The sequence below is a fragment of the Pimelobacter simplex genome (assembly GCF_900114845.1).
Classification (GTDB): Bacteria; Actinomycetota; Actinomycetes; order Propionibacteriales; family Nocardioidaceae; genus Nocardioides; species Nocardioides simplex.
In genome coordinates, this window is record NZ_FOUK01000002.1 from 321963 (window position 1) to 347743 (window position 25781).

Consider the following 25781-nt stretch of genomic DNA (forward strand, 5'->3'; position numbering starts at 1 on the left):
CGATCTCCCGGCCCATGACGAACAATCAGCGCATGCCCGACCGTCGTCGCCGAGGCTTCGTCCTCCTCACGCTCGCCGCGAGCGTCATCTTCGGGCTCTCCGCCCTCCACGTCCCCCGGACCACCGACGTCGTCTCCTCCGACGTCGCGGCGTGGAAGATCGCCACGACCGGCTCCCCCTGGCTGGACGACGCGCACGACGACGCCGCACTGCCGGACAAGTGGACGACGGACTACCTCTTCACCACCACCAACCCCGACAACGGCGAGAAGGTCATCGCGCGCAGTGCCGGCCCGATCATCGTCGCGATCCCCGCGTACGTCGTCCAGAGGCTGCTCACCGGCGGCGACAGCGCCGACGTGGTGTCCTTCGTGCCGGCCTCGCTGACCGCGGCCCTGCTCGCGGTGATCGCGCTCCTGCTCCTGGCCGGCAGCATCCCCCGGTCCGTCCCGCTGCCCGTGACCGTCGCGGGGGCGGCCGCGCTGGCCTTCACCACGCCGTACTGGACGGTCGTGGGTGCGTCCCTGTGGCCGCACACGGTCACCGCCGTCGGCATCGGCGGCATGGCCTGGGCCGCGCACCGTGAGCGGTGGTGGCTGGTGGGCCTGTTCGGGGGCGTGGCGATGGTCGGCCGGCTGCACCTGGCGCTCACCGTCGCCGTGCTCGGCCTGGTGGTGGCGTTCGCCCGGCGCCGGCCCCGGATCGCGCTGGAGGTCGCGGCGACGAGCGTGCCGGCGATCGGCCTGCTGGCGGTGTGGGGGCACTGGTTCTACGGCTCCTGGAGCCCGACGACAGGGTACGCCGCGGGCGACCTCGCGGCGTGGCCGGCGACCCGGACGTGGTGGCAGCAGCTCGGTGACCTGGCGGGCGTCTTCGTCTCCCCCGGGTACGGCGTCCTCGTCTGGACGCCGGTGCTCCTGCTGGTCGCGCCGGCCTTCGTCCGCAGCTGGCGCACGGCGCCCGACTGGACCCGCGGCCTGGCGCTCGGCGGGCTCGTCTACCTGCTCGTGCAGGTCTACCTGAACCCGTACCACGGCGGGAACGGCTTCTGGGGCTACCGGCTGCCGCTCGAGGCGCTGTGCTGCGCGTTCCCCCTGATCATGGTCTCGCTGCACCGGATGGGGGCCCGGGCGCGGGCCTGGCTGACGCCGGTGCTCGGCTACCAGCTGGGCACGATCGCGCTCGGCGCGGCCCTGGGGCTCGGGCTGGTCCAGCGGACGGCGTCGTGGGGGTGGCGGCACTACACGATCGCCTCGGCCGCCCAGGCGTCGGTGGCGGTGGTCCTGGTGATGATCGTGCTGGGGCTGGTGACGGCGTACGTCGCACGCGGCTGGCTGCGCGAATCGCTGGCGGAGGCCGAGCCTGTCGAGGCACCTGCACCGGGGCGAGTCGCGTAGTCCGAACGGGCTAGGGCCACGAGGACTGTCGGTCACAGTTGCCCGCGACCCATGTCCGGGACCGCTCCGGCTCACTACTGTCGACCGCGTGAGCACCCCCACCCCCTTCGAGCGCACCGTCGTCGTCGTGCCGACGTACAACGAGGGCGCCATGGTGGGCACCGTCGTCGCGGAGCTGCGCGAGGTCTTCCCCCACGTCGTCTGCGTGGACGACGGCTCGCGGGACGACTCGGCGCAGGCGGCCCGGGCGGCGGGGGCGACGGTGCTGCGGCACCCGGTCAACCTCGGCCAGGGGGCGGCCCTGCAGACCGGCTTCGACTACGTCCTCGGCCGGACGACGGCGAGCCACGTGGTGACCTTCGACGCCGACGGCCAGTACCTGGTCGCCGACGCGGCGGCGATGGTCGAGCTGGCGGTCGCGAGCGAGGTCGACATCGTGCTCGGCTCGCGCAACCTCGGGAGCACCGAGGGGCAGCCGGTGGCGCGGCGGGTGCTGATGGCGGCGGCGCTGCGCTTCTCGCGCTCGATCACGGGCATCCGGCTCACCGACACCCACAACGGCCTGCGCGTGCTCAACCGGCGCGCGGCGGCGAGCATGAACCTGCGCCAGCACGGGATGGCCCACGCGTCCGAGATCGAGTCGCGCATCGTCGGGGCGTCGCTGTCGTGGCGCGAGCACCCGGTGACGATGCGCTACTCGGACTACTCGCGCGGCAAGGGCCAGTCGAACCTCAACGCGCTCAACATCCTCTACGACCTCGCCGCCGAGCGCCTGGGGGCGACCGCATGATCATCCGCGTCTTCCTGCTGGCCAGCATCCTCGTCGGGGTGGCCTGGCTGCTGCGGACCCGTCCCGGCGGCAGCCGGCTCGCGATCACCCGGCTGGCCGGCTTCGTCCTCGCCGCCGGTGCCGCCGCGAGCGTGGTCGCGCCGGGGCTGGTCACCGACGCGGCGCACCTGGTCGGCGTCCGCGAGGGGCCGAACCTGATCCTCTACGTGCTGGTCGTGGTCTTCGTCTTCACCACGATCGTGCAGGGCATGCGGATGCGCGAGCTCGAGCGCCGCCTCGCCCAGCTGGCCCGGGCCCAGGCGCTCGCGGGCGCCGCGGCCGCGGCCGACGAGCAGCAGCGGGTCTAGCCGAGCGGCCGGCGGGCGACGATCCACACGTTGCGCCGCCATCCCGGCAGCCAGGTGAGCAGCGCGAGGACGCGCGGGCGCCGCTTGCGCGGGAACCAGCCGGACACGATCCCGGTGCCCGGCGCGACGCTCTCGTACGACACCCGCTCGACCTCGAAGCCCTGGTCGGCGAAGATCCGGCGCATCGACGTGCGCGTCCACGGGCGGCGGTGGGTGTAGTCGTGCCAGGCCCAGCGCTGGGCGTCCGGCGACGAGGCGAACACCCGGCCGCCCGGCCGGACGACGCGGAAGGCCTCCGCGACCACGCCCACGGGGTCGAGGAGGTGCTCGAGGACGTCCTTGAGGACCACGCCGTCGAACGAGGCGTCCGGGACCGGCAGCGGGCGCTCCAGGTCCGCCAGGCGCACGTCCACGCCGCGCGCGCGGGCCGCGTCGACCGCGGCCGGGGTGTGGTCGAGGCCGACGTACTCCGGGAAGTCCTCGGAGAGCCAGCCGGTGCCGCACCCGATGTCGAGGAGCCGGCTCCCGGGCTCGAAGTGACGCACGACGTCGCGGTAGTAGCCCGGCCGGGCGTGCCACTCGTGATAGCCCACGGCGGGAGTCTAGGGCGTGCGGGCCGCCGCCGCCCGGCGATAGGACGCCACCGTCTGCTCCGCCGCACGACGCCAGGTGAGCTCCGCCGCGCGCCGCAGCCCCGCGGCCCGGAGCTCCGCCTGGCGCGCGGGGTTCGCCACGAGCCGGCGCACCGCGGCGGCGATGCCGGGCGCGGAGGCCGGGTCGAAGGTCTCCATCGCGTCCCCACCGGCCTCGTGCAGGACCGGGAGGTCGGAGGCGAGCACCGGGCAGCCGGCCGCCATCGCCTCGAGGACCGGCAGCCCGAAGCCCTCGAAGAGCGTCGGGAAGACGTAGGCGCTCGCCGTGGCGTAGAGGTCCGCGAGCTCGGCGGCGTCGACCCAGCCGCGCAGGTCGACGTCGGCGGCGAGGCCGTGGCGGCGCACCTCGTCGACGAGGGGGTCCGCGCCGTGGCTGCCGGTGACGACGAGCAGCGGCCGCTCCCCCGCCGGGATCAGCGCCCAGGCCTCGATCAGGCGGGCGAAGTTCTTGTGCGGCATCCGGTTGCCGCCGGCCAGCACGAACGGCCGGCCGGCCGTTGCTGGGCGACGTACGCCGGCCGAGACCGAGGCGGACACCGGCGGTGCCCCCAGCGGGACGACGTCGACATCCGCCGCGGCCCGGCCGCCGACCGCCTCGATGTCGGCGGCCGTGGCGGCACTGTCGGCGATGATCCGGTCGGCCACGGCGAGGGTGCGCCGCTGCAGCCGCCGGACAGCTGCCGCGCGCCCGCCGGGCACCCACTCGGGGTGCCGCAGCGGCAGCAGGTCGTGGACGGTCACCACGGTGGGCAGGACGTGCAGCACCGGGCCGAAGTTGGCCGGGCAGTGGAGCAGGTCGGCCCGCAGCGCCCGGGCGCGGGGCCCGACGGCGAGCGCCACCGCGGCCGCCCACTGCGGCCGGCTCTCACCGGCGACCGGCAGGTGCACGATCTCGCCGGGGAACCACGACGGCGGTGCGGCGCGGAGCTCGCGCCCGGCGATCCCCACCAGCTCGACGCCGGCGTCCGGCAGCTCACCGAGCGCGCCGAAGAGCCGGCGCGCGTAGCTCTCGGTGCCGCCCTTGCGGCCGGTGAAGTAGACGAGCTCGACCGCCACCCTCATCCGCGCACCCCCCGCTCCGCGACCGCGTCGAGGATGCCGTCGACGGTGGCCGCGATCGAGCCGGTCCGGGCCAGCTCGCGGTAGCGCTCGTACGCGCTCGCCCGCAGGGCCGCACCGCCCTCGACCGCCCGCACGATCGCCTCCCCCAGCGCCACCGGGTCGGCGGAGGCCGCGACGACCCCGTTGACGCCGTCGTCCACGAGCTCGACGGCGGCGTTGTCCGGGCCGTCGACCAGGACGACGGGCGTCCCGACCGCGTTGGCCTCGACGACCACCAGCCCGTAGCCCTCGCGGGCCGACGGGTTCACCAGCACCGCCGCGTCGCGCACCGCGTCGTCGAGGACCTCGCGCGCGACGAACCCGGGCGCGCTGACCGCTGCGGACAGTCCGCACCGCTCGATCTCGCGCAGCACCGCCGGACGCGCGGGCCCGTCACCGTAGATCGCCGCGGTCAGGCCCGGCAGCCGGGTCCGGGCGTGGGCGAGCGCCGCGGGCAGCGCCGTGACCTGCTTGTCCGGGATGTGCCGGCCGACGTAGACCACCCGCGCCGCCTCCGGTACGGCGAGCCGCGGCGCGCCGTGGTCGTCGGGGAACACCAGCCCCGGGCTCACCACGAGCAGCGAGCGCAGCCCGCTGGTGGCGAGCCGGCGCCCGCTGAGCGCGCTGTGGCAGGTCGCCACCGGGGAGAGCGCCGCCGCGAGCCACTGGGCCCACCAGGCCAGCAGGCCCAGCACCGGGCCGCTGTAGGCGCGCCAGCGGGCGCGCGACCACACCTCGAGCCAGTCGCTCACCAGCAGCGCCCGGCTGCCGAGGAGGGCGAGCCGGGCCGCGGGGACGTTCGTCGCCGGCAGCGCGCTGACCAGGACGACGTCGTAGCGCCGGCGGGCGCGGAGCAGGTGGCCGAGCAGGGCGAGGGCGTAGCCGAGGGCCGGTCCGAGGCGCCGGGCGCCGGCGTCGTCGTACAGCTCGGCCGGGCCGGCGACGGCGATCACCTCGACGCCGTCGATGCGCGGGGCAGGGCCGTCCCACTGCCGCCGGGTCAGGTAGGTGACCGTGTGCCCGCGAGAAGCGAGCTCCTCGGCGAAGGCGCGGTACTGCCGCTCCCCGCCCCCGAGGGTCCACGGGTAGAGGCAGTCGTAGGCGATCGCGATCCGCACGACGCCATCTTGCCGGGTCAGTGCAGCGCGGACCCCGCGACGTAGTCCTTCCACGGGATGTTCCAGTCGCCGTAGCCGTTGTCGGGCTCCATGCTCCGGTCGGTCCCGGTGTAGTCCACGACGTCACCCCGGCGGGTCATCGAGTAGAGCCAACCGGCGTTGTCGGTGCTCAGGCCGGTGCAGCCGTGCGAGACGTTGGCATGACCCTGCGAGCCCACCGACCACGGCGCGGCGTGGATGAACTCACCGGAGTTGGTCAGCCGCATCGCCCAGCGCACGTCGTTGATGTCGTAGGCCTCGGCCGAGCCCTGCGGGATGCCGACGGTCTCGGAGTTCATCCGCCGCGTCGCGAACTTCTCCATGATCACCTTGACGCCCGAGCGGGTCGTGAAGCCGGGCTTGCCGGTGGTGATGGGCAGCGTGCGGAGCAGCTTGCCGTTGGAGAAGACCTTCATCTGGTGGGTCGCCGCGTTGACCTTGTAGACGTGGGCGTCGCCGACCTTGAAGTCGACCTTGCGGTCCTCCTGGCCGTAGATGCCGCCGCCGGCCGAGACGCCGTTGATGCCGATGTCGACGCTGACCTTCGTGCCGGCCTTCCAGTACGCCTTGGGCCGCCAGTGCGCGACGGTGTCGCTCACCCAGCGCCACGAGCCCTGCTGGACCGGCGTGGTGGCGACCTTCATGTGCCGCTCGAAGCTGGCCTTGTCGCTCACCGGCAGGTCGAACGTGACGATGACCGGCATGCCGATGCCCACCGTCTCGCCCTGCAGCGGCGCCACCGACGGATAGGTCTGCTGGTCGAGGCTGAGCGCCTGGGTGGTGAACGACGAGATGCTCTCGACCTGCTTGCCGTCACCGTTCTTCGCCGTGGCCCGGACCCGGTAGCGCACGCCCGGCTCGAGGCCACCGGAGGAGACCCAGCGGGTCCCGTCGGCGACCAGCCGGCCGGCCACCTTGCCGGCCTTGGACCGGACGACGACATCGGAGATCGTGCCGTGCTCGGCGGTCACCTTGACCACCTTGTCGACCGGTACGCCGCTGGCCCGGTCGGCCACGTTGGTGGTCAGCACCGCCTCGGTCGCGGCGGCCGCGGTCGTCTCGTCGTCCGAACCGCCGCCCCCGCCCTGGGGCGAGAAGCCGGAGCCGTCGCACGCGGCGGCCAGGACGGCGACCGTCGCGAGGACGGCCGCGGCGCGGAGCACGCGCGAGCGACGAGAGGCCACGGGGAAGGACACCGAGAAAGCGTAACTGCACGACCCACGAAAACCCGTGATGATGCGCGTCGGCGGTGTCACACCAGGTGTGACACCGCCGACAGAGCAGCCAGGCCGGCAGCGCGGCGGGAGGCGCCTCCCGGGCAGCTTGCTGCCCCTCGGGCGCCGGAGACGCGCTCGGCCCGATCAGGTCAGTGTGCGTAGTTACCGCGGTAGTACTCGAACACCCAGCCGCTCAGCGCGACCGCGCCGAGCACGATCCCGATGATGAAGAGCCACCACGCGAGCACCGCGATCGCGAAGACCATCAGGCTGAGGGTCAGCGCGCACCAGAACGGCCACCACGAGTACGGCGGGAAGAAGCCGAGCTCGCCCGCGCCGTCGGCGATCTCGCCGTCCTTGCGGTCCTCGGGACGGGCGTCCATGCGCTGGGCGTGGAAGCCCAGGTACAGGGTGACCATCGCGCAGAGCAGGGTGGTCATGACCAGGGCGGAGGTGCCGGTCCAGTCGGCGCCGTGGTCGCTGGCGTCGGTGATGAACCAGTAGGCGGGGCTGACCAGGACCAGGAAGACCGTGGTCACGCCGAAGATCCAGGCTTCGATCTTCATCAGGCGTCGGTTCCCTTCGTGCCGGCCAGCTCGGCGGCCGGCTCGTCGTCGTCGTACATCTCGATGGCCGCGATCTCCGGGTGGTGGAGGTCGAACGCGGGCGACTCCGACCGGATCCGGGGGATCGAGTGGAAGTTGTGGCGCGGCGGCGGGCAGCTGGTGGCCCACTCGAGGGAGCGGCCCCAGCCCCACGGGTCGTCGGTGTTGACCAGCGGGCCCTTGCGGGAGACGTAGACGTTGTAGAAGAAGGGCAGGAGCGAGGACGCCAGGACGAAGGCGCCGATCGTCGAGACCTGGTTCATGAACTCCCAGTTGTCACCCGGCAGGTAGTCGGCGTAGCGCCGCGGCATGCCCTCGATGCCCAGCCAGTGCTGGATGAGGAAGGTGGTGTGGAAGCCGATGAACAGCAGCCAGAAGTGGATCTTGCCGAGGCGCTCGTCGAGCATCCGCCCGGTGAGCTTGGGCCACCAGAAGTAGAAGCCGGCGAACATCGCGAAGACGACCGTGCCGAACACCGTGTAGTGGAAGTGCGCCACCACGAAGTAGGAGTCGGAGACGTGGAAGTCGAGCGGCGGGCTGGCCAGGATGATGCCCGTCAGACCACCGAAGAGGAAGGTCGTGAGGAAGCCGATCGACCAGAGCATGGGGGTGTCCATGCGGACGGATCCGCCCCACATCGTGCCGATCCAGTTGAAGAACTTCACGCCTGTCGGTACGGCGATCAGGAACGTCATGCCGGAGAAGAACGGCAGGTTGACGGCTCCGGTGACGAACATGTGGTGCGCCCACACCGCCACCGAGAGGATCGCGATGCCGAGGGTCGCGCCGACCAGGCCGATGTAGCCGAAGATCGGCTTGCGGCTGAAGACCGGCAGGATCTCGGAGATGATGCCGAAGAACGGCAGGGCGATGATGTACACCTCTGGGTGCCCGAAGAACCAGAACAGGTGTTGCCACAGGATCGCGCCACCGTGCGAGCTGTCGAAGACGTGCGCCCCGATCTGCCGATCGGCCTCGAGCGAGAGCAGCGCGCCGGCGAGGATCGGGAAGGCGATCAGCACGAGGATCGCGGTGATGAGCACGGTCCAGACGAAGATCGGCATCCGGAACATGGTCATGCCGGGCGCCCGCATGCAGATGATCGTGGTGATGAAGTTGACCGCACCGAGGATGGTGCCGAGGCCGGCCATCCACAGACCCATGATCCACAGGTCGCCGCCCACGCCGGGGCTGTTGACCGAGTCGGACAGCGGCGTGTAGGCGAACCAGCCGAACGACGCGGCGCCGCCCGGGGTGAGGAAGCCGGCGCCGGCGATGAGGCCGCCGAACAGGTACAGCCAGTAGCTGAACATGTTGAGGCGCGGGAACGCGACGTCGGGCGCGCCGATCTGGAGCGGCATGATCGCGTTGCCGAAGCCGAAGAACAGCGGCGTCGCGAACAGCAGCAGCATGATCGTGCCGTGCATGGTGAAGAGCTGGTTGTACAGCTCCTCGTTGACCAGCTGGCTGCCCGGGTAGGCGAGCTCGGAGCGGATGAGCAGCGCCATGATGCCGCCGGCCATGAACCAGGCCATGGCGGTGACGAAGTAGAGGTTGCCGATCAGCTTGTGGTCGGTCGTCGTCATGATCCGGACCAGCTGCTGCCCCAGCGGCTTGCGCTGGGTGAGGTCCGTGGAACGCGCGAGAGTGGTCACTCGTGCTCTCCCTCGTCGTCGGTGATCAGTTCGGTGGAGTACTTGCCACCCAGCACCGGCGACTCGGAGACGTGCTCCGGGTTCTTGGCCAGGTCGGCGAGGTAGGCGTCGTACTCGGAGGCGGTGACGACCTTCACGTTGAACAGCATCCGCGAGTGGTAGGCGCCGCAGAGCTCGTAGCACTTGCCGGCGTAGGTGCCGGTCTCGGTCGGGGTGACCTGGTACGAGTTGTTGTTGCCGGGCACGACGTCCATCCGCATGGCGAACGCCGGGACGCCGAAGTTGTGGATCACGTCGGGGCTGTAGAGCTGGAACTCCACGGTCTGGTCGACCGGGATCACCAGGGTGGGGATGTCCTCACCGGTGCCCGAGACGTAGACGTTGGTGCCCTCGGAGGTCTGCACCGAGTCGGGGTAGTTGAAGGTCCACTGCCACTTCTGGCCGACGACCTTGACCACCACGTCGGGCTCGACGTGCTCGAGCGCGATGTTCTGCACGCGCACGGTCTGCGAGAAGAACGCGATCACCATGATGACCGGGAAGATCGTGTAGAAGATCTCGATCGGCAGGTTGTAGCGCGTCTGGACCGGGACCTCGTCGTCACTGCGACGACGGAACCACAGCGGGACGCCGATGATCAGCGCCCAGGTGATCACGCCGACCACCAGTGCTGCGATCCAGGCGCCCTGCCACAGGTGCAGGATGTGCGTGCCCTGGTCGGAGACGATCTTCGGCATGCCGAAGCGCTCCCACTGGGTGTCGGTCGAGCAACCGCTCAACACGGCCGCGAGTACGACGAATCCGGCGAGCGGGATCGCGCGACGGGATCGTCGCTGCGCTCCTCGCGTGCGCTCGGGGTGCCACCAGCCCACGAACGAGCCTTCCTCTCGAGGGTCAGAACTACTGCGAACAGTAGCGGAGAGCGGCCCTGGACGGCGCGCGGGGTGGGTCCTGGCGCGCACGTCCCACCCGTCCCAGGCGTGACCACGCCCCGGAACCGGCGGCGGGCCCCCTCCTCTAGGGTCGGCCTGTGAGCAGCACCCCCGAGGTCTACCTCGACGCCGCCTCCTCCGAGCGGCTCCACCCGGCCGCGCGCGACACCCTCGTCGCCGCCCTGGAACGGGGGTACGCCGACCCGCGCCGGCTGCACCGTGCCGGGCGCGACGCCCGGCTCCTGCTCGACAACGCGCGCGCCGTCGTCGCCGACGCCCTGGGCGTGCACCCCGACGAGGTCGGGTTCACCTCCTCCGGGACCGACGCCGTGCACCGGGGCCTGCTCGGGCTCACCGCCGCCACCGGGCGCGACGGGATCGTGCACAGCGCGGTCGAGCACTCCGCCGTCCTCCACGCCGCCGCCTGGCGGCCCTCCCCCGCCACCACGAGCATCGGCGTCGACGCGACCGGCCGGGTCGACCTGGTCGCGCTCGCCGCGGCCGCGGCGGCCCCCGGCGTGGGGGCGGTGGCTCTCCAGGCGGCCAACCAGGAGGTCGGCACCCTCCAGCCGGTCGACGAGGCGGCGCTGCCGGACGGCGTCCCCCTGCTCGTCGACGCGGCCGCGGCCGTCGGGCACGTGCCGCTCCCCCGGCGCTGGTCCGTGCTGACCGCGTCCGCGCACAAGTGGGGCGGGCCCGCGGGCATCGGCGTGCTCGTCGTACGGCGGGGGACGCGGTGGACCCAGCCGTTCCCCGGCGACGACGGCCTCGAGGAGCTCGGCGGCTTCCCCAACGTCCCCGCGGCACTCGCCGCGGCGGCCGCGCTCCAGGCGGTGCTCGCCGAGCGCGACGAGGTCACGGCCCGGCAGTTCGGCCAGGTCGCGACCATCCGGGCGGCCGCCGCCGCGCTGCCCGACACCGAGGTCGTGGGGGCTGCCGAGGCCCGGCTCCCCCACCTGGTGACGTTCTCGTGCCTCTACGTCGGTGGCGACGAGATCGTCGACGAGCTGGCCCGGCGCGGGTTCGGCGTCGCCAGCGGCTCGGCGTGCACGGCGTCCACGCTCGAGCCGAGCCACGTGCTCGCCGCCATGGGCGCGCTCACCCACGGCAACGTGCGGGTCTCGCTGACCCGCGAGACGACCGACGAGCAGGTCGCCGCCTTCTGCGCGGCGCTCGGCGAGGCCGTCACCGCGATCCGGGAGCGGGCGGGCCTGTGATCGAGCTCGACTGCCGCGACCTGCCCTGCCCGCGCCCGATCATCGAGCTCGCGAAGGCGCTGCCCGGGGTCGCCGTGGGCGACCTGCTGGCCGTCGTGGCCCGCGACCCGGCAGCGCGCCACGACGTCCCGGCGTGGTGCCGGATGCGCGGGCAGGAGTACGTCGGCGAGGAGCGCGCCGACGACGGCGCGCCCCGCTACGTCGTCCGCCGGCTCACTTGACGAAGGCGGCGATCTCGTCGGCGGGCTCGTCGCCGTACGAGAGCCGGACCCGCTCGACGAACTGGGCGGGGGTGAAGTCGTACTCCTGGGTGCCGACGGTCTCGACGACGTACGCCGCGAGGACGCAGCCCACCTGGGCGGCCCGCTCGAGCGAGGTCCCCCACGAGAGCGCGGCGAGGAAGCCGGAGCGGAAGGCGTCGCCGACCCCGGTCGGCTCGACCGCGGCGACGTCCTTGGCGGCGGCGACCTCGAAGGAGGTGCCGTCGTTGGTGGTGACCCGGACGCCGTCCTTGCCGAGGGTGGTCACCTGGATGCCCACGCGCAGCAGCACCTCGTCGGAGGTCCAGCCGGTCTTCTTCTCGATGACGTGCGACTCGTACTCGTTGGAGAACAGGATCGCCGCGCCGTCGATGAGGTCGCGGATCAGGTCGCCCTCGGCGAAGGCGAGCTGCTGGGAGCAGTCGGCGATGAAGGCGTAGCCGCGCTGGCGGCACTCCTCGGTGTGCCTCTTCATCGCCTCGGGGTCGTCGGCGCCGATGAGGACGTACATCGGGGCGCCGACGCGCTCGACGATCGGGAGCAGCTCGATCTGGCTGGCCTCGCTCATCGCCCCCGGGTAGAAGGAGGCGAACTGCGCCATCGTGGTGTCGGTCGTGCAGACGAAGCGGGCGGTGTGCTTGCTCTCGGAGATGTGCACCGAGTCGCAGTCGACGCCGTTGCGCTCGAGCCAGGAGCGGTAGTCGGCGAAGTCCTCGCCCGCCGCACCGACCAGGACCGGGCGCAGGCCCAGCCGGGCCAGGCCGAAGCACATGTTGGGCGCGACGCCTCCGCGCCGGATCTCGAGGTCGTTCACCAGGAACGAGACCGACAGCTTGTCCAGCTGGTCGACCACGAGGGAGTCGGCGAACTTACCGCCGAAGGTCATGAGGTGATCGGTGGCGATCGAGCCGGCGATCAGGAGGGAGCCCGTGGGTGCAGTCACGATACGAAAGGTTAACCGAGCCGTCGCTCCCGTGACCGGCGATCCCACTGGGTCTACCCGGGGGTAACGCCTACCGTCGGAATATGTCGTCCTACGAAGAGCTCGCCGCCCCCGCCGACCTGCACGCCGACTGCGAGGCCGTGAGCCGCCGGCTCGCCGAGGCCGCGGTCAAGGCGACCCGTCCGGCGCCCAGCATCCACTTCGACGACCTCCCCCGCGAGACCCCCAAGCGCGAGATCGAGATCAGCGAGGCCGCCCAGCGCCTCGCCAACGCCCTCCACCTCCACCTGGACTGACGAAGGAGCAAGATCCGGCGCTCGAAGTGCCGAGTTCCGGCCAGGAAATGCGCAAGGCGCCCCGGGTGACCGGGGCGCCTTGTGCGTCGTGCGCGTCTTCGAGCGCCGGATCTTGCTCCTTCGTCAGTTGAAGGAGTCGCCGCAGGCGCAGGAGCCCGTGGCGTTGGGGTTGTCGATCGTGAAGCCCTGCTTCTCGATGGTGTCGACGAAGTCGATGACCGCACCGTTGAGGTAGGGGACGCTCATCCGGTCGACGACGACGGCCACGCCGTCGAAGTCGGTCACCACGTCGCCGTCGAGCGTGCGCTCGTCGAAGAAGAGCTGGTAGCGCAGGCCCGAGCAGCCGCCGGGCTGCACCGAGATGCGCAGGGAGAGGTCGTCGCGACCCTCCTGCTCGAGCAGGTTCTTGACCTTGGTGGCCGCCACCGGGCTCAGGTTGATCTGGTCCTCACGGCGGTCGAGGTCCACGGGGGGCGCGACGGTCGTGGTCGCGCCGGGGGCCTCGTGGCTGTGGCCGCCTCCGCAGCAGCTGTCGCTCATGCTCACTCCAGGTGTGTCAGGTCGGTGGTTCGACTAGCCCAATGGTCGCACAGTCGTGGTTATTCCCCCCACACGAGCACCGGCTTGACCACGGCACCCGACCTCGAGTCGGCGACGGCGTCGGCGATCTTCTCGAACGGGTACGTCGTGACGAGGTGGTCGACGTCGAACCGGCCGGCCTCGCGCAGCGCGATCAGCTCGGGGATCGTGACGAGCGGGTCGGCCTCGCCCTCGATCGAGGAGCGGACGATCTTGCCCGACTGGAGCAGGTCGATCGCGTCGATCGTGTACTCCGGCGCCCCGAGCCCCAGGGCGACGAGCATGCCCCGCGAGCGCAGCGAGCGCTGGGCCTGGAGGACGACGGCGGGGATCGCCGTCGTGTCGATCGCGTACGCCGCTCCCCCGCCGGTCAGCGCCTTGACCTGCTCCTCGACCGGACCGGCCGCCTCGTCACCCGGGTCGACCGCGTGGGCGCCGTACTCCTCGGCGAGGGCGCGGCGGGCCGCGACCGGGTCGACGGCGACGACGGTCTCGACCCCCGCACCGCGGGCCGCGGCGACGGCGGCGAGGCCGACCGCCCCGGCGCCGAAGACGACGATCGGCCGGTCCGCAGTGGCGTCGAGGACGTTGAGCACGGTGCCGGCACCCGTCTGGAAGCCGCAGGCGAAGGGGGCGAGCCGGGTCAGGTCGAGGGACTTGTCGACGACGACGCAGTTGTCGGCGTACGCCAGGGCGTGGCGGGCGAGGCTGGACTGGCCGAAGAAGCTGCCGAAGACGGTCTGGTCGCCGCGCTTCATCGTGGTCGAGCCGTCGGCGCGCATGCCCATGTAGTTGAGCAGCAGCGACTGCTCGCAGTAGCCGACGTCGCCGGCCCGGCACGGCCCGCACTCCCGGCAGGACCGGAAGCTGAGCACGACGTGGTCGCCGACCTCGATCCCGCCGACCGCGGCACCGACCTTCTCGACGACGCCCGTGCCCTCGTGGCCCACGACGGTCGGCAGCATCTCCTGCGGCAGCATCGTGGGGACGGTCAGGTCGGTGTGGCACAGCCCGGTGGCGACGATCCGGACGAGCACCTCGTCGTCCCGGGGCTCCTCGAGCTCGACGTCGGCGACGACGAAGTCACCGCCCGGCTCCTCGACGAGATAGGCAGTGGTCCTCACGCGTCACGCTCCAGCCAGAAGTAGTAGAGGTCGTCGATCCCGAACGTGCCGGCGAGCTTGCCGTTCATGATCCCCATGACCGTGGCGTCGTCGACCTTCTTGAAGTGGTCGAGGACCGGCATCTTGTCGTAGACCATCGTCGCCGTGACCTCGCCGCGGAAGGCGACGGACCACAGCGACGCCTCGCCGCCGCCACCGGCCGCGAGGTTGGAGTAGAGCTCGCCGTCGTCGCCCCGGCACACCAGCGGCACCGCCTCGAGCGGGCTGTCGAAGCGCTTGCCGTGCCAGCGCACCTTCTCGAGGACGGTGCTGGCGACGTGGCCGGTGGCGAAGTCGCCGCCGCGCCAGGCGCCGAGCATCTCGTCGACCTCGACGGTCGCGAGGTCCGCCCAGAGTGCGTCGAGGTCGGCGGGTTCGGCCCGCTCGGCGGCCCGGAGGTCGTCGAAGCGGGTTCGGATGTCGGTCACGCCGAGCAATCTAGAACACGTTCCACCTCTTGGCGAGGGGTCATCGTCACGAGGACCAGGTGCGTGCCACCCGGGCCGCCAGCTCGGTCAGCGAGCCGACGGGGTCGCCGTAGGCGCGGCTCTCGCCCACCGCCTCGACCAGCGAGTACGCCGCGTCCATGCCGAGGGCGCGCATCTCGCGCGAGCCGACGAGGACCTGGCCGGCGAGCGCGACGCACGGCCGCAGCGCGGTGGCGGCGACCGCCGCGACGCCGGCGGGGACCTTGCCGGCCCGGCTGCTGAAGTCGAAGGCGCCCTCGCCGGTGATGACCAGGTCGGCCGCCGCGGCCTGCTCGGCGAGGTGGACGGCGTCGGCGACGAGCTCGATGCCGGAGACCCGGTGCCCGCCGAGCAGGAGCAGCGCGAAGCCCAGTCCGCCGGCCGCGCCGGCCCCCGGCTCGAGGGCCAGGCGGCGGTCGGTGGCGGCGGCGAACTGCTCGAGGTAGCGGTCCATCACCACCTGCGTGTCGTCGTCGAGGCCCTTCTGCGGGCCGAACGTCTTGGCCGCCCCGAAGAGGCCGGTCAGCGGGTTGTCGACGTCGGTGGCGGCGACGAGCTCGACGCCGTCGACCAGGCTCCGGGCGATGCCGAGGTCGACCTCGGTGATGCCGTCGAGGAAGATCCCGCCGACGTCGAGCGAGACGTCGGCGTCCGCGCCGAGCGCCGCGAGCAGCCCGGCGCCGCCGTCGATCGTGCCCGAGCCCCCCAGTCCGACGACGACGCGGCGCGCGCCCGCGTTGATGGCGGTGAGCACGAGCGTCCCGACCCCGACCGTGGTGCCGAACTCGCCGAGCTCGCCGCGGGTCAGGTGGATGCCGCACGCCTGCGCGCTCTCGACGTACGCCGTGTCGCCGACGAGCAGCAGCGTGGCCGGGACCTCGTCGCCCGAGGGCGCCTCGACCGTCACGGCGAGCAGGTCTCCCCCCAACGACGCGTGGAGGACATCGACGAAGCCGGGGCCGCCGTCGGACATCGGGGCGAGGACCACCTCGTCGTCGGGCGCGTGCCGGTGCCAGCCGGCCGCGATCGCCTCGGCGGCCTCGACCGCCGTCAGGGTGCCCGCGAACTTGTCGGGGGCGACCAGAATCCGCATGCGGCCCATCATGGTGGACCCGTACCGTCCCCGGTGTGCACATCCGCCCCATGTCGCCCGAGGACGTCACCACCGCCGAGCAGATCAGCGCGGACGCCTTCCTCGCGCTCGACCTCGCCACCCGCCGTCCCCACGACCCCGAGCCGGTCCGCCGGCCGCCGGCCGGCGCGGCCGGCTGGGTGGCGCGCACCGAGCAGTTCCTCGTGACCGACCCCGGCGGCTCGTGGGTCGCCGAGGACGACGACGGCGTGGTCGGGTTCGCGACGAGCTTCCGCCGCGAGCGGGTCTGGTGCCTGGCGACGTTCGCGGTCCGCCCGGGCCGCCAGGGCACCGGGACGGGCGCCCGGCTGCTCGCCGCCGCCGAGGCCTACGGGGCCGACTGCCCGCACGGGATGCTCGCCGCCTCCGACGACCCCCGCGCCGCCCGGCGCTACCACGCGGCCGGGTTCACGCTGCACCCCCAGATGACGCTCACCGGGACCGTCGACCGGGCCGGGCTGCCGGCCGCGTCGGCGGTGGGGCCCGCGGTCCGCGAGGGCGGCGCCGACGACCAGGAGTGGATGGACGACCTCGACCGGGTCCGGCGCGGTGGCCCGCACGGCCCCGACCACGCCCGGCTGCGGGCGGCGGGGCGGCTGCTGGTGACCGCCGACCGGACCGGCTACGCGTACGCCAACGGACAGCTGCTCGCCCTCCTCGCCGCGGCGGACGAGGCCGCCGCCCGGGCGCTCCTCGTGGCCTGCCTGGCCGGCGCGGAGGGCCGCTTCTCGATCGATCACGTGACCGCGGCCAACGCCTGGGCGGTCGGGCCCGCGCTCGCGGCCCGGCTCGACCTCGGCACCAGCGGCTACCTCGGGCTGCGCGGCCTGGCGCCCCCGACGCCGTACGTGCACCACGGCGCGCTGCTCTAGTCGCTCCGGAGGAGACGGCGATCACCGCCGCCGCGCAGCGCCAAACTAGGATGAGCCCATGACCACCGTGGACCTTCCACTGCTGCCGCTCGGCCGGGGCACCGACCCGCTCTCCGAGCGTGGTGTCGACTGCCCGGGCGAGCTGCCCGCCGCCTCCGACCCCGACCTGGTCGCGCGGGCCCGCGCCGCCAAGGAGAAGCTCGGCGACAAGCTGTTCGTGCTGGGCCACCACTACCAGCGCGACGAGGTCATCCAGTTCGCCGACGTCACCGGCGACTCCTTCAAGCTCGCCCGCGACGCGGCCGCGCGCCCCGACGCCGAGTACATCGTGTTCTGCGGCGTCCACTTCATGGCCGAGTCGGCCGACATCCTCACCGGGCCCGAGCAGCGGGTCATCCTGCCCGACCTCGCCGCCGGCTGCTCCATGGCCGACATGGCGCGCATCGCCCAGGTCGAGAAGGCCTGGGAGGCCCTGGCCGCGGCCGGCGTCCAGGACGTCGTGGTCCCGGTCACCTACATGAACTCCAGCGCCGCGATCAAGGCGTTCTGCGGCCGCAACGGCGGCGTCGTGTGCACGTCGTCCAACGCCGAGGTCGCGCTCGAGTGGGCGTTCGCGCAGAAGGGCGACGACACCAAGGTCCTCTTCCTCCCCGACCAGCACCTCGGCCGCAACACCGCCGTGCTCCAGCTCGGCTACTCGCTCGACGAGTGCGTCGTGTGGAACCCCCACAAGCCCAACGGCGGGCTCACCGCCGACGAGCTCGCCCAGGCCAAGGTCATCCTCTGGAAGGGCCACTGCTCGGTGCACGGCCGGTTCTCGGCCGACGTGATCGACGAGCTGCGCGCGAAGGTCCCCGACCTCAACGTCCTCGTCCACCCCGAGTGCCAGCACGACGTCGTCCTCAAGGCCGACCTGGTGGGCTCGACCGAGTTCATCATCAAGACGATCGAGGCGGCCCCGGCCGGCTCGAGCTGGGCCATCGGCACCGAGCTCAACCTCGTGCAGCGCCTCAAGAACGCGCACCCTGACAAGAACATCATGTTCCTCGACCGCAACGTCTGCTACTGCTCCACGATGAACCGGATCGACCTGCCCCACTTCGTGTGGGCGCTCGAGAACCTGGTCGAGGGCACCGTGGTCAACCAGATCGAGGTCGACCCGCAGACCGAGGCCGACGCGCTCACCGCGCTGCAGCGGATGCTCGACCTTCCCGGCAAGTCGCACCGTGACTGACGCCCTGCCCGCCTGTCCCGCCTGCGCGGGCGAGTTCACCTACGCGATGGGCGACCTCGTGGTCTGCCCCGAGTGCGCCCACGAGTGGTCGCCCGCCGAGGCGGCCGCGGCCGCCGACGAGGCCGCGGCGGCCGACGTCGTCCGCGACGCCCACGGCACGCCCCTCACCGACTCCGACGACGTCATCGTCGTCAAGGACCTGCCCGTCAAGGGCGCCCCCAAGCCGATCAAGTCCGGCACCAAGGTCCGCAACATCCGCATCGTCGCGCCCGCCGACCGGGTCGGCGACCACGACCTCGACTGCAAGGTCGACGGTTTCGGGCCGATGCAACTGAAGTCCAGCCTGGTCAGGAAGGCCTGAGCGTGTTCAAGCGCACGAAGTCCCCCGTCGAGTCCCCGCAGCCGACCGACGTCAAGCCGGGCGGCAAGGGCCGCCCCACGCCCACCCGCAAGGAGGCCGAGGCCGCCGCGAAGGCGCGCAACAAGGCGCCGCGCGACAAGCGTGAGCTGGCCAAGCTCCAGCGCGAGCACCGCACCGAGCAGAGCCGCAAGATCCGCCAGGGCATGAAGAGCGGCGACGAGCGCTACTTCCTGCCCCGCGACAAGGGTCCGGTCCGCCGCTTCATCCGCGACTTCGTCGACGCGCGCTTCTCCATCGTCGAGATGGTGATCCCGCTGATGCTGGTGGGCCTGCTGCTCGGCTACACCGGCAACTCGGCGCTCGCCCAGGCCAGCAGCATGATCCTGCTCGCCACGGTGCTCTTCGTCGTGGTCGACATGCTCCTGCTGCGCTTCAAGGTGCGCCGCGAGCTCAAGCGCCGCTTCCCCGACGAGCCGCTCAAGGGGACGACGTACTACACGCTCACCCGGGCCATGCAGATGAAGTTCATGCGCCTGCCCAAGGCACGCGTCAAGATCGGCCAGCCGCTGCCCGAGGACTACCACAAGTAGTCCCCGTTCAGCCGACCCCGGGACCAAGCATCCGCTAGGTTGCCGGGCGTGAAGGTCATCGCTGCGCTGCACACCCCTGGGCCCGGCCTCGCGGCCGCCCTGCTCTCCCCCGCACTGCGCGCCGGCGTGGCCGCGGTGGGCGCCTCGCGCCTGCAGGTCAACGTCGACGACGACGCCGTCGCGCCCGCGATGCGCTTCGGCCCCGGGACGCCGATCACCGCCGTCGTCGCCGCGTGGGACGTCGCCGACCCCGCGGCGCTGCTCGACGTCCTGCGCCCGCTCGACGCGGACCTCGCCGCCTGGCAGGTCGACGAGCGCGAGCCGCTCGTGCCGCCCGTCGTACCGGACGGCGTGCGGGCGGACGCGCTGGCGAACATCGCCTTCCTGCGCCGGCCCGCCGCCATGGCGCACGACGCCTGGCTGGCCGACTGGCTGGAGCGGCACACCCAGGTGGCGATCGACACCCAGGGCACGTTCGGCTACGTCCAGAACCCCGTCGTCGCCGCGCTGACGCCCGGCGGCCACGACGTGGCCGGGATCGTCGAGGAGCACTTCCCGATGGCCGCGCTGAGCGACCAGCACGCGTTCTACGGCAGCGGCGGGGACGAGGCCGAGCTGCAGCGCCGGTTCACCACGCTCATGGAGAGCTGTGCGCGCTTCGGCGCCTCCGACGGGCTCGACCTCGTGCCCACCAGCCGCTACGTGTTCGGGCTGCGGGAACGCTCCTAGCCGAGGACCTCGGAGCGTCGCGGCGACTTCGTCAGGGCGGGGTCGGTGGTGACCACGCCGTCGAGCACCTTGTCGATGGCCGCGAGCGTCTCGGCGTCGAGCCGCACGCCGGCCGCCTTGACGTTCTCGGTGACCTGCTCGGGACGGCTCGCGCCGATGATCGCCGCGGAGACGTTGTCGTTCTGCAGCACCCAGGCGACGGCGAGCTGGGCCAGCGTGAGTCCGGCCTCCTCCGCGATCGGGCGCAGCTGCTGGACCCGCTCGAGGACGTCGTCGCGCAGCCAGCGGCTGATGTCGTTGGCGCCGCCCTTCTCGTCGGTGGCCCGGGAGCCGGCCGGCGGCGGCTGACCGGGGAGGTACTTGCCGGTCAGCACGCCCTGGGCGATCGGCGACCAGACGATCTGGCCGATGCCGAGCTCGCGGGAGGTGGGCACGACCTCGGCCTCGATGACCCGCCAGAGCATCGAGTACTGCGGCTGGTTCGAGACCAGCGGGACCCGCAGCTCGCGGGCGAGCTCGGCGGCGGCCCGGATCTCCTCGGCCCGCCACTCCGAGACGCCGATGTAGAGCGCCTTGCCCGCGCGGACGACGTCCGCGAAGGCGACCATGGTCTCCTCGAGCGGCGTCTCGTGGTCGTAGCGGTGCGCCTGGTAGAGGTCGACGTAGTCGGTGCCGAGCCGGCGCAGCGAGCCGTCGATCGACTCCATGATGTGCTTGCGCGAGAGCCCGTGGTCGTTGTGCTTGCCCGGGCCGGTGGGCCAGAAGACCTTGGTGAAGATCTCGAGCCCGGCCCGCCGCTCGCTCGCCAGGGCCTTGCCGAGGACGGTCTCGGCGGCCGTGTTGGCGTAGACGTCGGCCGTGTCGAAGGTGGTGATCCCCTCGTCGAGGGCCTGCCGCACGCAGGCGAGCGCGGCGTCCTCCTCGACCTGGGAGCCGTGCGTGATCCAGTTGCCGTAGGCGAGGGCCGAGATCCTGAGCCCGCTCGCCCCGAGGTTGCGCATCTCCATGGGTCCGACCCTAGTGCGGGACGCCACATGCGGCCCCTGACAGACTGCGGTCCATGGTCGTTGCCGACGTCTCCGTGCGGGTCGCCTGGCCCGCCGACGCCCCCGGGATCGCCGCGGTCCAGCTGCGCGCCTGGCAGCAGCGCTACGACGGCGAGGCCGCGGCCGGTCCCGACGCCGACGCCCTGGCCGCCGCGTGGCGCCAGTCGCTGTCCCGGCCGCCCGAGGCCCGGCACCGGGCCCTGGTGGCGCTCGCCGGCGCCGAGGTGGTCGGCTTCGCGCTGACCGGCCCCAACGCCGACCCGGACGCCGACCCCGCCGTCGACGGCGAGCTGGCCGAGTTCACCGTCGACCCCGGCGCCACCCGCGGCGGGCACGGCTCCCGGCTGCTCCAGGCCGGCGTCGACACGCTCGCCGCCGACGGCTTCACCCGGGCCGTGTGCTGGACCGACGCCGCCGACGACGTCCTGCGCGCCTTCCTGACCAGCGCCGGCTGGGCGGCCGACGGCGCGAGCCGCGAGCTCGCCGGCGAGTCCGGCACCCACGTGAAGCAGGTGCGGCTGCACACCGCGCTGGGGTGAGCGGGTGGAGCAGCAGACCCGCCGGACCGTCGTCCGCGACAGCCTGGGCGTGGCGATCGCCACCGGCACCTACGGCCTGAGCTTCGGCGCGGTCGCCGTCACCTCGGGCCTGGACGTCTGGCAGACGTGCGCGCTCTCGCTGGTCATGTTCACCGGCGCCTCGCAGTTCGCGCTCGCCGGGGTGCTCGGCTCGGGCGGCACTCCCCTGGCCGGCGCGCTCGCCGCGCTGCTGCTCGGGACCCGCAACACGCTCTACGGGCTCCGGATGGCGCCGCTGCTCGGCTACCGCGGCTGGCGGCGGGCGGCGGCCGCCCACGTGCTCATCGACGAGTCGACCGCCATGGCCGTGACCCGGCCCGACCGGGAGCTCGCCCGGACCGGCTTCCTCACCACCGGCGTCACCATCTTCGTGCTCTGGAACCTCACCACGCTCGCCGGCGCCGTGGCCGGCGAGCAGCTCGGCGACCCCCGCGACCTCGGCCTGGACGCCGCGGTGGGCGCCGCCTTCCTCGCCCTGCTCTGGCCCCGCCTGACCACCCCGCTGCTGCGCGTCGTGGCACTGCTCGCCGCCCTCGTCGCCGCGGGCGCGGTGACGGTGACCCCGGCCGGCGTCCCGGTGCTCGTGGCGGCGGGCGTCGCCGTCCTGGTGGGGGTGCTGAAGCGATGATCTGGTGGGCCGTGCTCGGCGCCGGCGTCGGCTGCTACCTGCTCAAGCTGGCGGGGCTGTCGGTGCCCGCGCGCGTGCTCGCGAACCCGGTCATCGCCCGGGTCGCCGAGCTGATCCCGGTGGCGCTGCTCGCCGCCCTGGTCGCCGTCCAGGTGCTCGCGGCGCCGGAGGGGCGGGCCTTGGTGGTCGACGCCCGGGCCGCCGCGCTGGGCGTGGCCGTGCTGCTCCTGCTCGCCCGGGCGCCGTTCCTGGTCGTGGTGTTCGGCGCGGCGGCCAGCGCCGCGCTGCTCCGGCTGCTCTGACCCCCCCCAGCCCGGCGAAGAGGCACGAACCGGCGGGCGAAGGAGCACGAAGAGGCGGTCGAGGACGCACGTTCCGGCGCGGCCCGAGCCGCGGTGTACACCCTCGGGCGCCGGTACTCGCTCCTTCGCCCGCCGGTTCGTGCCCCTTCGCGGGGGGAGGGTCAGCCGAGGTCGAGGAAGTGCTCGAGGCCCACGGTGAGGCCCGGGAAGTCGCCGATCTTGCGGACGCCGGCCAGCACGCCCGGGGTGAACGAGACCCGGTCGAGGGAGTCGTGGCGGATGGTGAGCGTCTCGCCCAGCCCGCCGAGGATGACCTCCTGGTGGGCGACCAGCCCGCGGACCCGCACGCTGTGCACCCGGACGCCGTCGACGTCGGCGCCGCGGGCGCCCTCGAGGCCGGTGCTCGTCGCGTCGGGCATCGGGTCGCAGCCGGCCTCGCGGCGCGCGGCCGCGATGATCTCGGCGGTGCGGCCCGCGGTCCCGCTCGGGGCGTCGGCCTTGGTCGGGTGGTGCAGCTCGACGACCTCGACCGACTCGAAGAACGGTGCGGCGATGGCGGAGAACCGCATCATCAGGATCGCGCCGATCGAGAAGTTGGGGGCGATGAGGACGCCGGTCCCGGGGTGCTCGGCGAGCCAGCCGCGCAGCGTGTCGAGGCGGGCGTCGTCGAAGCCCGTCGTCCCGACGACGGCGTGGATGCCGTTCTCGATGCAGTAGCGCAGGTTGTCCATCACCACGTCGGGGTGGGTGAAGTCGACGACGACCTGGGTGCCCGCGTCGCGCAGGGCGCCGATGGCGTCGCCGGCGTCGACCCCGACCGTGAAGTCGAGGTCGTCGGCCGCCTCGACGGCTCTGACCACCTCGGCTCCGACCTTGCCGCGGGCGCCCAGCACCCCGACTCGAAGGCGGTCTCCAGCGGCGTTCTCCGCGACACGTGACGTCACGGGACCAAGGTAGTGCGTCGCCTCCGGCGACGTTCTGGCAGGCTGACCCCCATGGTGAACAAGATCCCGAGCCGGATCCGGTGGGCGGTGGACTTCATGGACGTCCAGCCCAACGACCACGTGCTGGAGATCGGCTGTGGGAACGGCGCTGCCGCGGACCTCATCTGCCGGCGTCTCGAGGGCAAGGGCAAGATGTTCGCCATCGACCGGTCCGAGGCCGGTGTCGACCGCACGAAGGCGCGCTGTGCCGCCCACATCGAGGCCGGCAAGCTCACGGTCCGCCAGATCGACCTGGCCACCCTGCGGGTGCCGGTCAAGCGGCTCACCAAGGTGTTCGCCTTCGACGTCAACCTGTTCTGGGTGCGCGACGCGGCCGAGGAGATCGCGCTCCTCCACGAGCGGCTGATGCCGGGCGGCTCGGTCAACCTGTTCTTCGACACGACCCGTCCCGAGCAGGTCTCCGACATCCTCGCCAAGGCCTCCGAGCAGCTGCGCGACGGCGGCTTCCGGGTCTACATCGTGGACTCCAAGATGCCGCCGGTGATCGGCATCATCGGCCGCCGCTGAACCTGACGAAAACGACGATTCGTTCAGTTTTTGTTAACCTGCTGAGGCAGCACGCCCGAACCCGGGCTGATCTGACTCTCGGAAATATCACGAATACTTCGGGGTCCCATCACGACTCCTCCCGTCAGAACGTCGGGGCCCGGGCGTGCGCACGGACTGTGCGTGAGAGACCCCAGGAGTGACGTGAGCGAATCCAACAGCACCAACAACGGCCGACGGTCGCGGGCAGCCGCCGACCTGGCCGAGGCCCTGAGCAGCCCTGCGGCGGACGTCGTCCCGCACCCGGCGCTCGATCTGGCCATCGATGCGGGCACCGAGCCCGAGGAGCACCCGCGTCGCGGGATCGACCCCGTCGTCTTCGGGACGGCGGCCGCCGTCTCCATCGGCTTCGTGGTCTGGGGCCTGCTCGGCACCGACTCGCTCGCCGAGGCGTCCAGCAAGGCGCTCGACTGGGTGATGACCAACACCGGCTGGCTGTTCGTCCTGACCACCAGCGGCTTCGTCGTCTTCGTCATCTGGCTGGCGATGAGCAAGTACGGCACCATCCCGCTCGGCCGCGACGACGAGGAGCCGGAGTTCAAGACCGTCTCGTGGATCGCGATGATGTTCAGCGCCGGCATGGGCATCGGCCTCATGTTCTACGGCGTGAGCGAGCCGCTGTCGCACTTCGTCACCGCTCCCCCGGGTACGGGCGGCGACGCCGACGCCGCGGCGCAGACCGCGATGGCCACGACGATGTTCCACTGGACCCTGCACCCGTGGGCGATCTACGCCGTCGTCGGCCTCGCGATCGCCTACGGCGTCTACCGCAAGGGCCGCGTGCAGCTGATCTCGGCCGCCTTCGTCCCGCTCCTCGGCAAGCGTGCCTCGGGCGGCGCGGGCCGGGTGATCGACATGTTCGCCATCTTCGCGCCCCTGTTCGGCTCGGCGACCTCGCTCGGCCTGGGCGCGCTCCAGATCAGCAGCGGCTTCGAGATCGTCGCCGACATCGGCCCCCTGGGCAACGGCGCGCTCGTGCTGATCATCACCGTGCTGACCATCGCCTTCGTGCTCTCCGCCGTCTCCGGCGTCGCCAAGGGCATCCAGTGGCTCTCGAACATCAACATGGTGCTGGCCGTCGTGCTCGCGCTCTTCCTGTTCGTCGTCGGCCCGACCGTCTTCATCCTCAACCTGGTTCCGACCTCGCTCGGCAGCTACGTCCAGGACCTCGCGATGATGGCGGCCCGCACCGGCGCCGAGGGCCCCGACACCGAGGCCTGGCTGAGCTCGTGGACCGTCTTCTACTGGGCCTGGTGGCTCTCGTGGACGCCGTTCGTCGGCATGTTCATCGCCCGGATCTCGCGCGGCCGCACCATCCGCCAGTTCGTCACCGGCGTCCTGCTGGTGCCGAGCGTGGTCAGCGTCCTGTGGTTCTGCGTCCTCGGCGGCACCGCCATCGACCTGCAGAACAAGGGCACCGACATCGCCGGTGCCGGCGGCCTCGAGGCCCAGCTCTTCGGCACCCTCGACGCCCTCCCGCTGGCCACCGTCGCCATCGTGCTGGTCATGCTCCTGGTCGCGATCTTCTTCGTCTCCGGCGCTGACGCCGCCTCGATCGTGATGGGCAGCCTCTCCGAGCGCGGCACCACCGAGCCCCGCCGCACGGTCGTCATCTTCTGGGGTGTCGCCACCGGCGCCGTCGCGGCGGTGATGCTCCTCGCGGGCGGTGAGGACGCGCTCCAGGGCCTGCAGACGATCACCATCGTCGCGGCACTGCCGTTCGTCCTGATCATGATCGGGCTGACGGTCTCGCTGATGAAGGAGCTGCGCACCGACCCGCTCGTCGTCCGCCGGCGCTACGGCGAGGTCGCGGTCGAGCAGGCCGTCATCGCCGGCGTCACCGAGCACGGCGACGACTTCGCCATCACCGTCGAGGCGACCGAGCCGACCACGGAGACCGAGGTCCCCACCGAGCCCGCCGCCGAGCCCGAGCTCGAGACGACGGACCGCTGAGGCTCAGGCCGGTCCGACCTGCGCGAG

General features: G+C 72.4%; 30 protein-coding genes. 16 read left to right on the top strand and 14 right to left on the bottom strand.

Annotated elements, in window-relative coordinates; all coding sequences use genetic code 11:
- Nucleotides 1-32 precede the first annotated feature (32 nt).
- The 3 genes from BM223_RS09135 to BM223_RS09145 all read left to right on the top strand — a co-directional run bounded on the left by BM223_RS09135 (nucleotide 33) and on the right by BM223_RS09145 (nucleotide 2534).
- Nucleotides 33-1397 carry a hypothetical protein gene (locus BM223_RS09135; RefSeq protein ID WP_038678247.1) on the top strand — a complete coding sequence of 455 codons (1365 nt, stop codon included), beginning with the start codon at nucleotides 33-35 and terminating at the stop codon, nucleotides 1395-1397.
- Nucleotides 1398-1485: 88 nt separating this feature from the next.
- Nucleotides 1486-2187 carry a glycosyltransferase family 2 protein gene (locus BM223_RS09140; RefSeq protein ID WP_038678246.1) on the top strand — a complete coding sequence of 234 codons (702 nt, stop codon included), beginning with the start codon at nucleotides 1486-1488 and terminating at the stop codon, nucleotides 2185-2187.
- Nucleotides 2184-2534 (top strand): DUF2304 family protein, encoded by a 351-nt coding sequence (locus BM223_RS09145; RefSeq protein WP_052138477.1) that lies wholly within the window; start codon nucleotides 2184-2186, stop codon nucleotides 2532-2534. Before BM223_RS09140 ends, BM223_RS09145 begins: the two co-directional genes overlap by 4 nt.
- On the opposite strand, the gene BM223_RS09150 is transcribed toward BM223_RS09145, so the two are convergent.
- The 7 genes from BM223_RS09150 to ctaC form a co-directional block, all read right to left on the bottom strand.
- Nucleotides 2531-3127, bottom strand: a complete 597-nt coding sequence (locus BM223_RS09150) for a class I SAM-dependent methyltransferase (protein WP_038678244.1) — start codon at nucleotides 3125-3127, stop codon at nucleotides 2531-2533. The genes BM223_RS09145 and BM223_RS09150 overlap by 4 nt on opposite strands.
- Nucleotides 3128-3136: 9 nt before the next feature.
- Nucleotides 3137-4249, bottom strand: coding sequence for a glycosyltransferase family 4 protein (locus BM223_RS09155; protein ID WP_038678242.1), 1113 nt, complete (start codon nucleotides 4247-4249; stop codon nucleotides 3137-3139).
- Complete coding sequence (locus tag BM223_RS09160; RefSeq protein ID WP_052138475.1) at nucleotides 4246-5406, bottom strand: glycosyltransferase family 4 protein; 1161 nt, start codon at nucleotides 5404-5406, stop codon at nucleotides 4246-4248. Before BM223_RS09160 ends, BM223_RS09155 begins: the two co-directional genes overlap by 4 nt.
- A 17-nt stretch (nucleotides 5407-5423) precedes the next feature.
- Nucleotides 5424-6641 carry a L,D-transpeptidase gene (locus tag BM223_RS09165; RefSeq protein ID WP_235319239.1) on the bottom strand — a complete coding sequence of 406 codons (1218 nt, stop codon included), beginning with the start codon at nucleotides 6639-6641 and terminating at the stop codon, nucleotides 5424-5426.
- A gap of 170 nt (nucleotides 6642-6811) precedes the next feature.
- Nucleotides 6812-7228 (bottom strand): cytochrome c oxidase subunit 4, encoded by a 417-nt coding sequence (locus BM223_RS09170; protein ID WP_038678239.1) that lies wholly within the window; start codon nucleotides 7226-7228, stop codon nucleotides 6812-6814.
- On the bottom strand, nucleotides 7228-8922 hold the full coding sequence (gene ctaD, locus BM223_RS09175) for an aa3-type cytochrome oxidase subunit I (protein ID WP_052138474.1): 1695 nt from the start codon (nucleotides 8920-8922) through the stop codon (nucleotides 7228-7230). Before ctaD ends, BM223_RS09170 begins: the two co-directional genes overlap by 1 nt.
- A complete protein-coding gene (gene ctaC / locus BM223_RS09180; RefSeq protein ID WP_038678238.1) occupies nucleotides 8919-9794 on the bottom strand; it encodes an aa3-type cytochrome oxidase subunit II in 876 nt (291 codons plus the stop codon). Before ctaC ends, ctaD begins: the two co-directional genes overlap by 4 nt.
- A gap of 158 nt (nucleotides 9795-9952) precedes the next feature.
- Here ctaC and BM223_RS09185 point away from each other — a divergent pair, with 158 nt between their 5' ends.
- On the top strand, nucleotides 9953-11071 hold the full coding sequence (locus BM223_RS09185; RefSeq protein WP_038678236.1) for a cysteine desulfurase family protein: 1119 nt from the start codon (nucleotides 9953-9955) through the stop codon (nucleotides 11069-11071).
- Nucleotides 11068-11292, top strand: a complete 225-nt coding sequence (locus tag BM223_RS09190) for a sulfurtransferase TusA family protein (RefSeq protein WP_038678234.1) — start codon at nucleotides 11068-11070, stop codon at nucleotides 11290-11292. The genes BM223_RS09185 and BM223_RS09190 overlap by 4 nt, the downstream gene beginning before the upstream one ends.
- Here the strand turns inward: BM223_RS09190 and BM223_RS09195 are convergent.
- Nucleotides 11285-12217, bottom strand: a complete 933-nt coding sequence (locus BM223_RS09195) for a carbohydrate kinase family protein (RefSeq protein ID WP_052139273.1) — start codon at nucleotides 12215-12217, stop codon at nucleotides 11285-11287. The two genes, BM223_RS09190 and BM223_RS09195, sit on opposite strands and share 8 nt — an antisense overlap.
- Before the next feature lie 140 nt (nucleotides 12218-12357).
- Here BM223_RS09195 and BM223_RS09200 point away from each other — a divergent pair, with 140 nt between their 5' ends.
- Nucleotides 12358-12570, top strand: coding sequence for a hypothetical protein (locus tag BM223_RS09200; protein ID WP_038678230.1), 213 nt, complete (start codon nucleotides 12358-12360; stop codon nucleotides 12568-12570).
- 123 nt (nucleotides 12571-12693) lie between these two features.
- On the opposite strand, the gene erpA is transcribed toward BM223_RS09200, so the two are convergent.
- Genes erpA through BM223_RS09220 form a run of 4 tightly spaced genes read right to left on the bottom strand, consistent with a single transcriptional unit; the run spans nucleotide 12694 to nucleotide 15872 of the window.
- Nucleotides 12694-13110: an iron-sulfur cluster insertion protein ErpA gene (gene erpA, locus BM223_RS09205; RefSeq protein ID WP_235319237.1), complete on the bottom strand. Its 417-nt coding sequence runs from the start codon at nucleotides 13108-13110 to the stop codon at nucleotides 12694-12696.
- 59 nt (nucleotides 13111-13169) lie between these two features.
- Nucleotides 13170-14273, bottom strand: a complete 1104-nt coding sequence (locus BM223_RS09210) for an NAD(P)-dependent alcohol dehydrogenase (protein ID WP_038678228.1) — start codon at nucleotides 14271-14273, stop codon at nucleotides 13170-13172.
- Nucleotides 14270-14740: a DUF4334 domain-containing protein gene (locus BM223_RS09215; RefSeq protein WP_200887107.1), complete on the bottom strand. Its 471-nt coding sequence runs from the start codon at nucleotides 14738-14740 to the stop codon at nucleotides 14270-14272. The genes BM223_RS09210 and BM223_RS09215 overlap by 4 nt, the downstream gene beginning before the upstream one ends.
- 46 nt (nucleotides 14741-14786) lie before the next feature.
- Nucleotides 14787-15872, bottom strand: a complete 1086-nt coding sequence (locus BM223_RS09220; protein ID WP_038678225.1) for a glycerate kinase family protein — start codon at nucleotides 15870-15872, stop codon at nucleotides 14787-14789.
- A gap of 35 nt (nucleotides 15873-15907) precedes the next feature.
- On the opposite strand from BM223_RS09220, the gene BM223_RS09225 reads away from it, so the two are divergent.
- The 5 genes from BM223_RS09225 to BM223_RS09245 are packed head-to-tail and all read left to right on the top strand — an operon-like array spanning nucleotide 15908 to nucleotide 19697.
- Nucleotides 15908-16783, top strand: coding sequence for a GNAT family N-acetyltransferase (locus BM223_RS09225; protein ID WP_235319235.1), 876 nt, complete (start codon nucleotides 15908-15910; stop codon nucleotides 16781-16783).
- Between the two features lie 58 nt (nucleotides 16784-16841).
- The gene (gene nadA / locus BM223_RS09230) at nucleotides 16842-18017 is read left to right on the top strand and encodes a quinolinate synthase NadA (protein WP_038678221.1); all 1176 of its coding nucleotides are present in this window, start codon (nucleotides 16842-16844) and stop codon (nucleotides 18015-18017) included.
- A complete protein-coding gene (locus BM223_RS09235; RefSeq protein WP_038678219.1) occupies nucleotides 18010-18378 on the top strand; it encodes a zinc ribbon domain-containing protein YjdM in 369 nt (122 codons plus the stop codon). The genes nadA and BM223_RS09235 overlap by 8 nt, the downstream gene beginning before the upstream one ends.
- A 2-nt stretch (nucleotides 18379-18380) precedes the next feature.
- Nucleotides 18381-18968, top strand: a complete 588-nt coding sequence (locus BM223_RS09240; protein WP_038678217.1) for a DUF3043 domain-containing protein — start codon at nucleotides 18381-18383, stop codon at nucleotides 18966-18968.
- A gap of 48 nt (nucleotides 18969-19016) precedes the next feature.
- Entirely contained in the window at nucleotides 19017-19697 is a 681-nt protein-coding gene (locus BM223_RS09245; RefSeq protein ID WP_038678216.1) for a hypothetical protein, read from the top strand.
- Here the strand turns inward: BM223_RS09245 and BM223_RS09250 are convergent.
- A complete protein-coding gene (locus BM223_RS09250) occupies nucleotides 19694-20704 on the bottom strand; it encodes an aldo/keto reductase family protein (protein ID WP_038678214.1) in 1011 nt (336 codons plus the stop codon). The two genes, BM223_RS09245 and BM223_RS09250, sit on opposite strands and share 4 nt — an antisense overlap.
- Before the next feature lie 53 nt (nucleotides 20705-20757).
- On the opposite strand from BM223_RS09250, the gene BM223_RS09255 reads away from it, so the two are divergent.
- The 3 genes from BM223_RS09255 to BM223_RS09265 are packed head-to-tail and all read left to right on the top strand — an operon-like array spanning nucleotide 20758 to nucleotide 22251.
- Nucleotides 20758-21282, top strand: coding sequence for a GNAT family N-acetyltransferase (locus BM223_RS09255; RefSeq protein WP_038678211.1), 525 nt, complete (start codon nucleotides 20758-20760; stop codon nucleotides 21280-21282).
- A 4-nt stretch (nucleotides 21283-21286) separates the two neighbouring features.
- Nucleotides 21287-21949, top strand: a complete 663-nt coding sequence (locus BM223_RS09260) for an AzlC family ABC transporter permease (protein WP_038678210.1) — start codon at nucleotides 21287-21289, stop codon at nucleotides 21947-21949.
- On the top strand, nucleotides 21946-22251 hold the full coding sequence (locus tag BM223_RS09265) for an AzlD domain-containing protein (RefSeq protein WP_038678209.1): 306 nt from the start codon (nucleotides 21946-21948) through the stop codon (nucleotides 22249-22251). The genes BM223_RS09260 and BM223_RS09265 overlap by 4 nt, the downstream gene beginning before the upstream one ends.
- 161 nt (nucleotides 22252-22412) lie before the next feature.
- Here BM223_RS09265 and dapB read toward each other — a convergent pair whose 3' ends face one another.
- Nucleotides 22413-23195 (bottom strand): 4-hydroxy-tetrahydrodipicolinate reductase, encoded by a 783-nt coding sequence (gene dapB, locus BM223_RS09270; protein WP_038678208.1) that lies wholly within the window; start codon nucleotides 23193-23195, stop codon nucleotides 22413-22415.
- A 51-nt stretch (nucleotides 23196-23246) separates the two neighbouring features.
- On the opposite strand from dapB, the gene BM223_RS09275 reads away from it, so the two are divergent.
- Entirely contained in the window at nucleotides 23247-23762 is a 516-nt protein-coding gene (locus BM223_RS09275; protein WP_038678207.1) for a class I SAM-dependent methyltransferase, read from the top strand.
- A gap of 183 nt (nucleotides 23763-23945) precedes the next feature.
- Entirely contained in the window at nucleotides 23946-25754 is a 1809-nt protein-coding gene (locus BM223_RS09280; protein ID WP_244895437.1) for a BCCT family transporter, read from the top strand.
- Nucleotides 25755-25781: the final 27 nt, after the last annotated feature.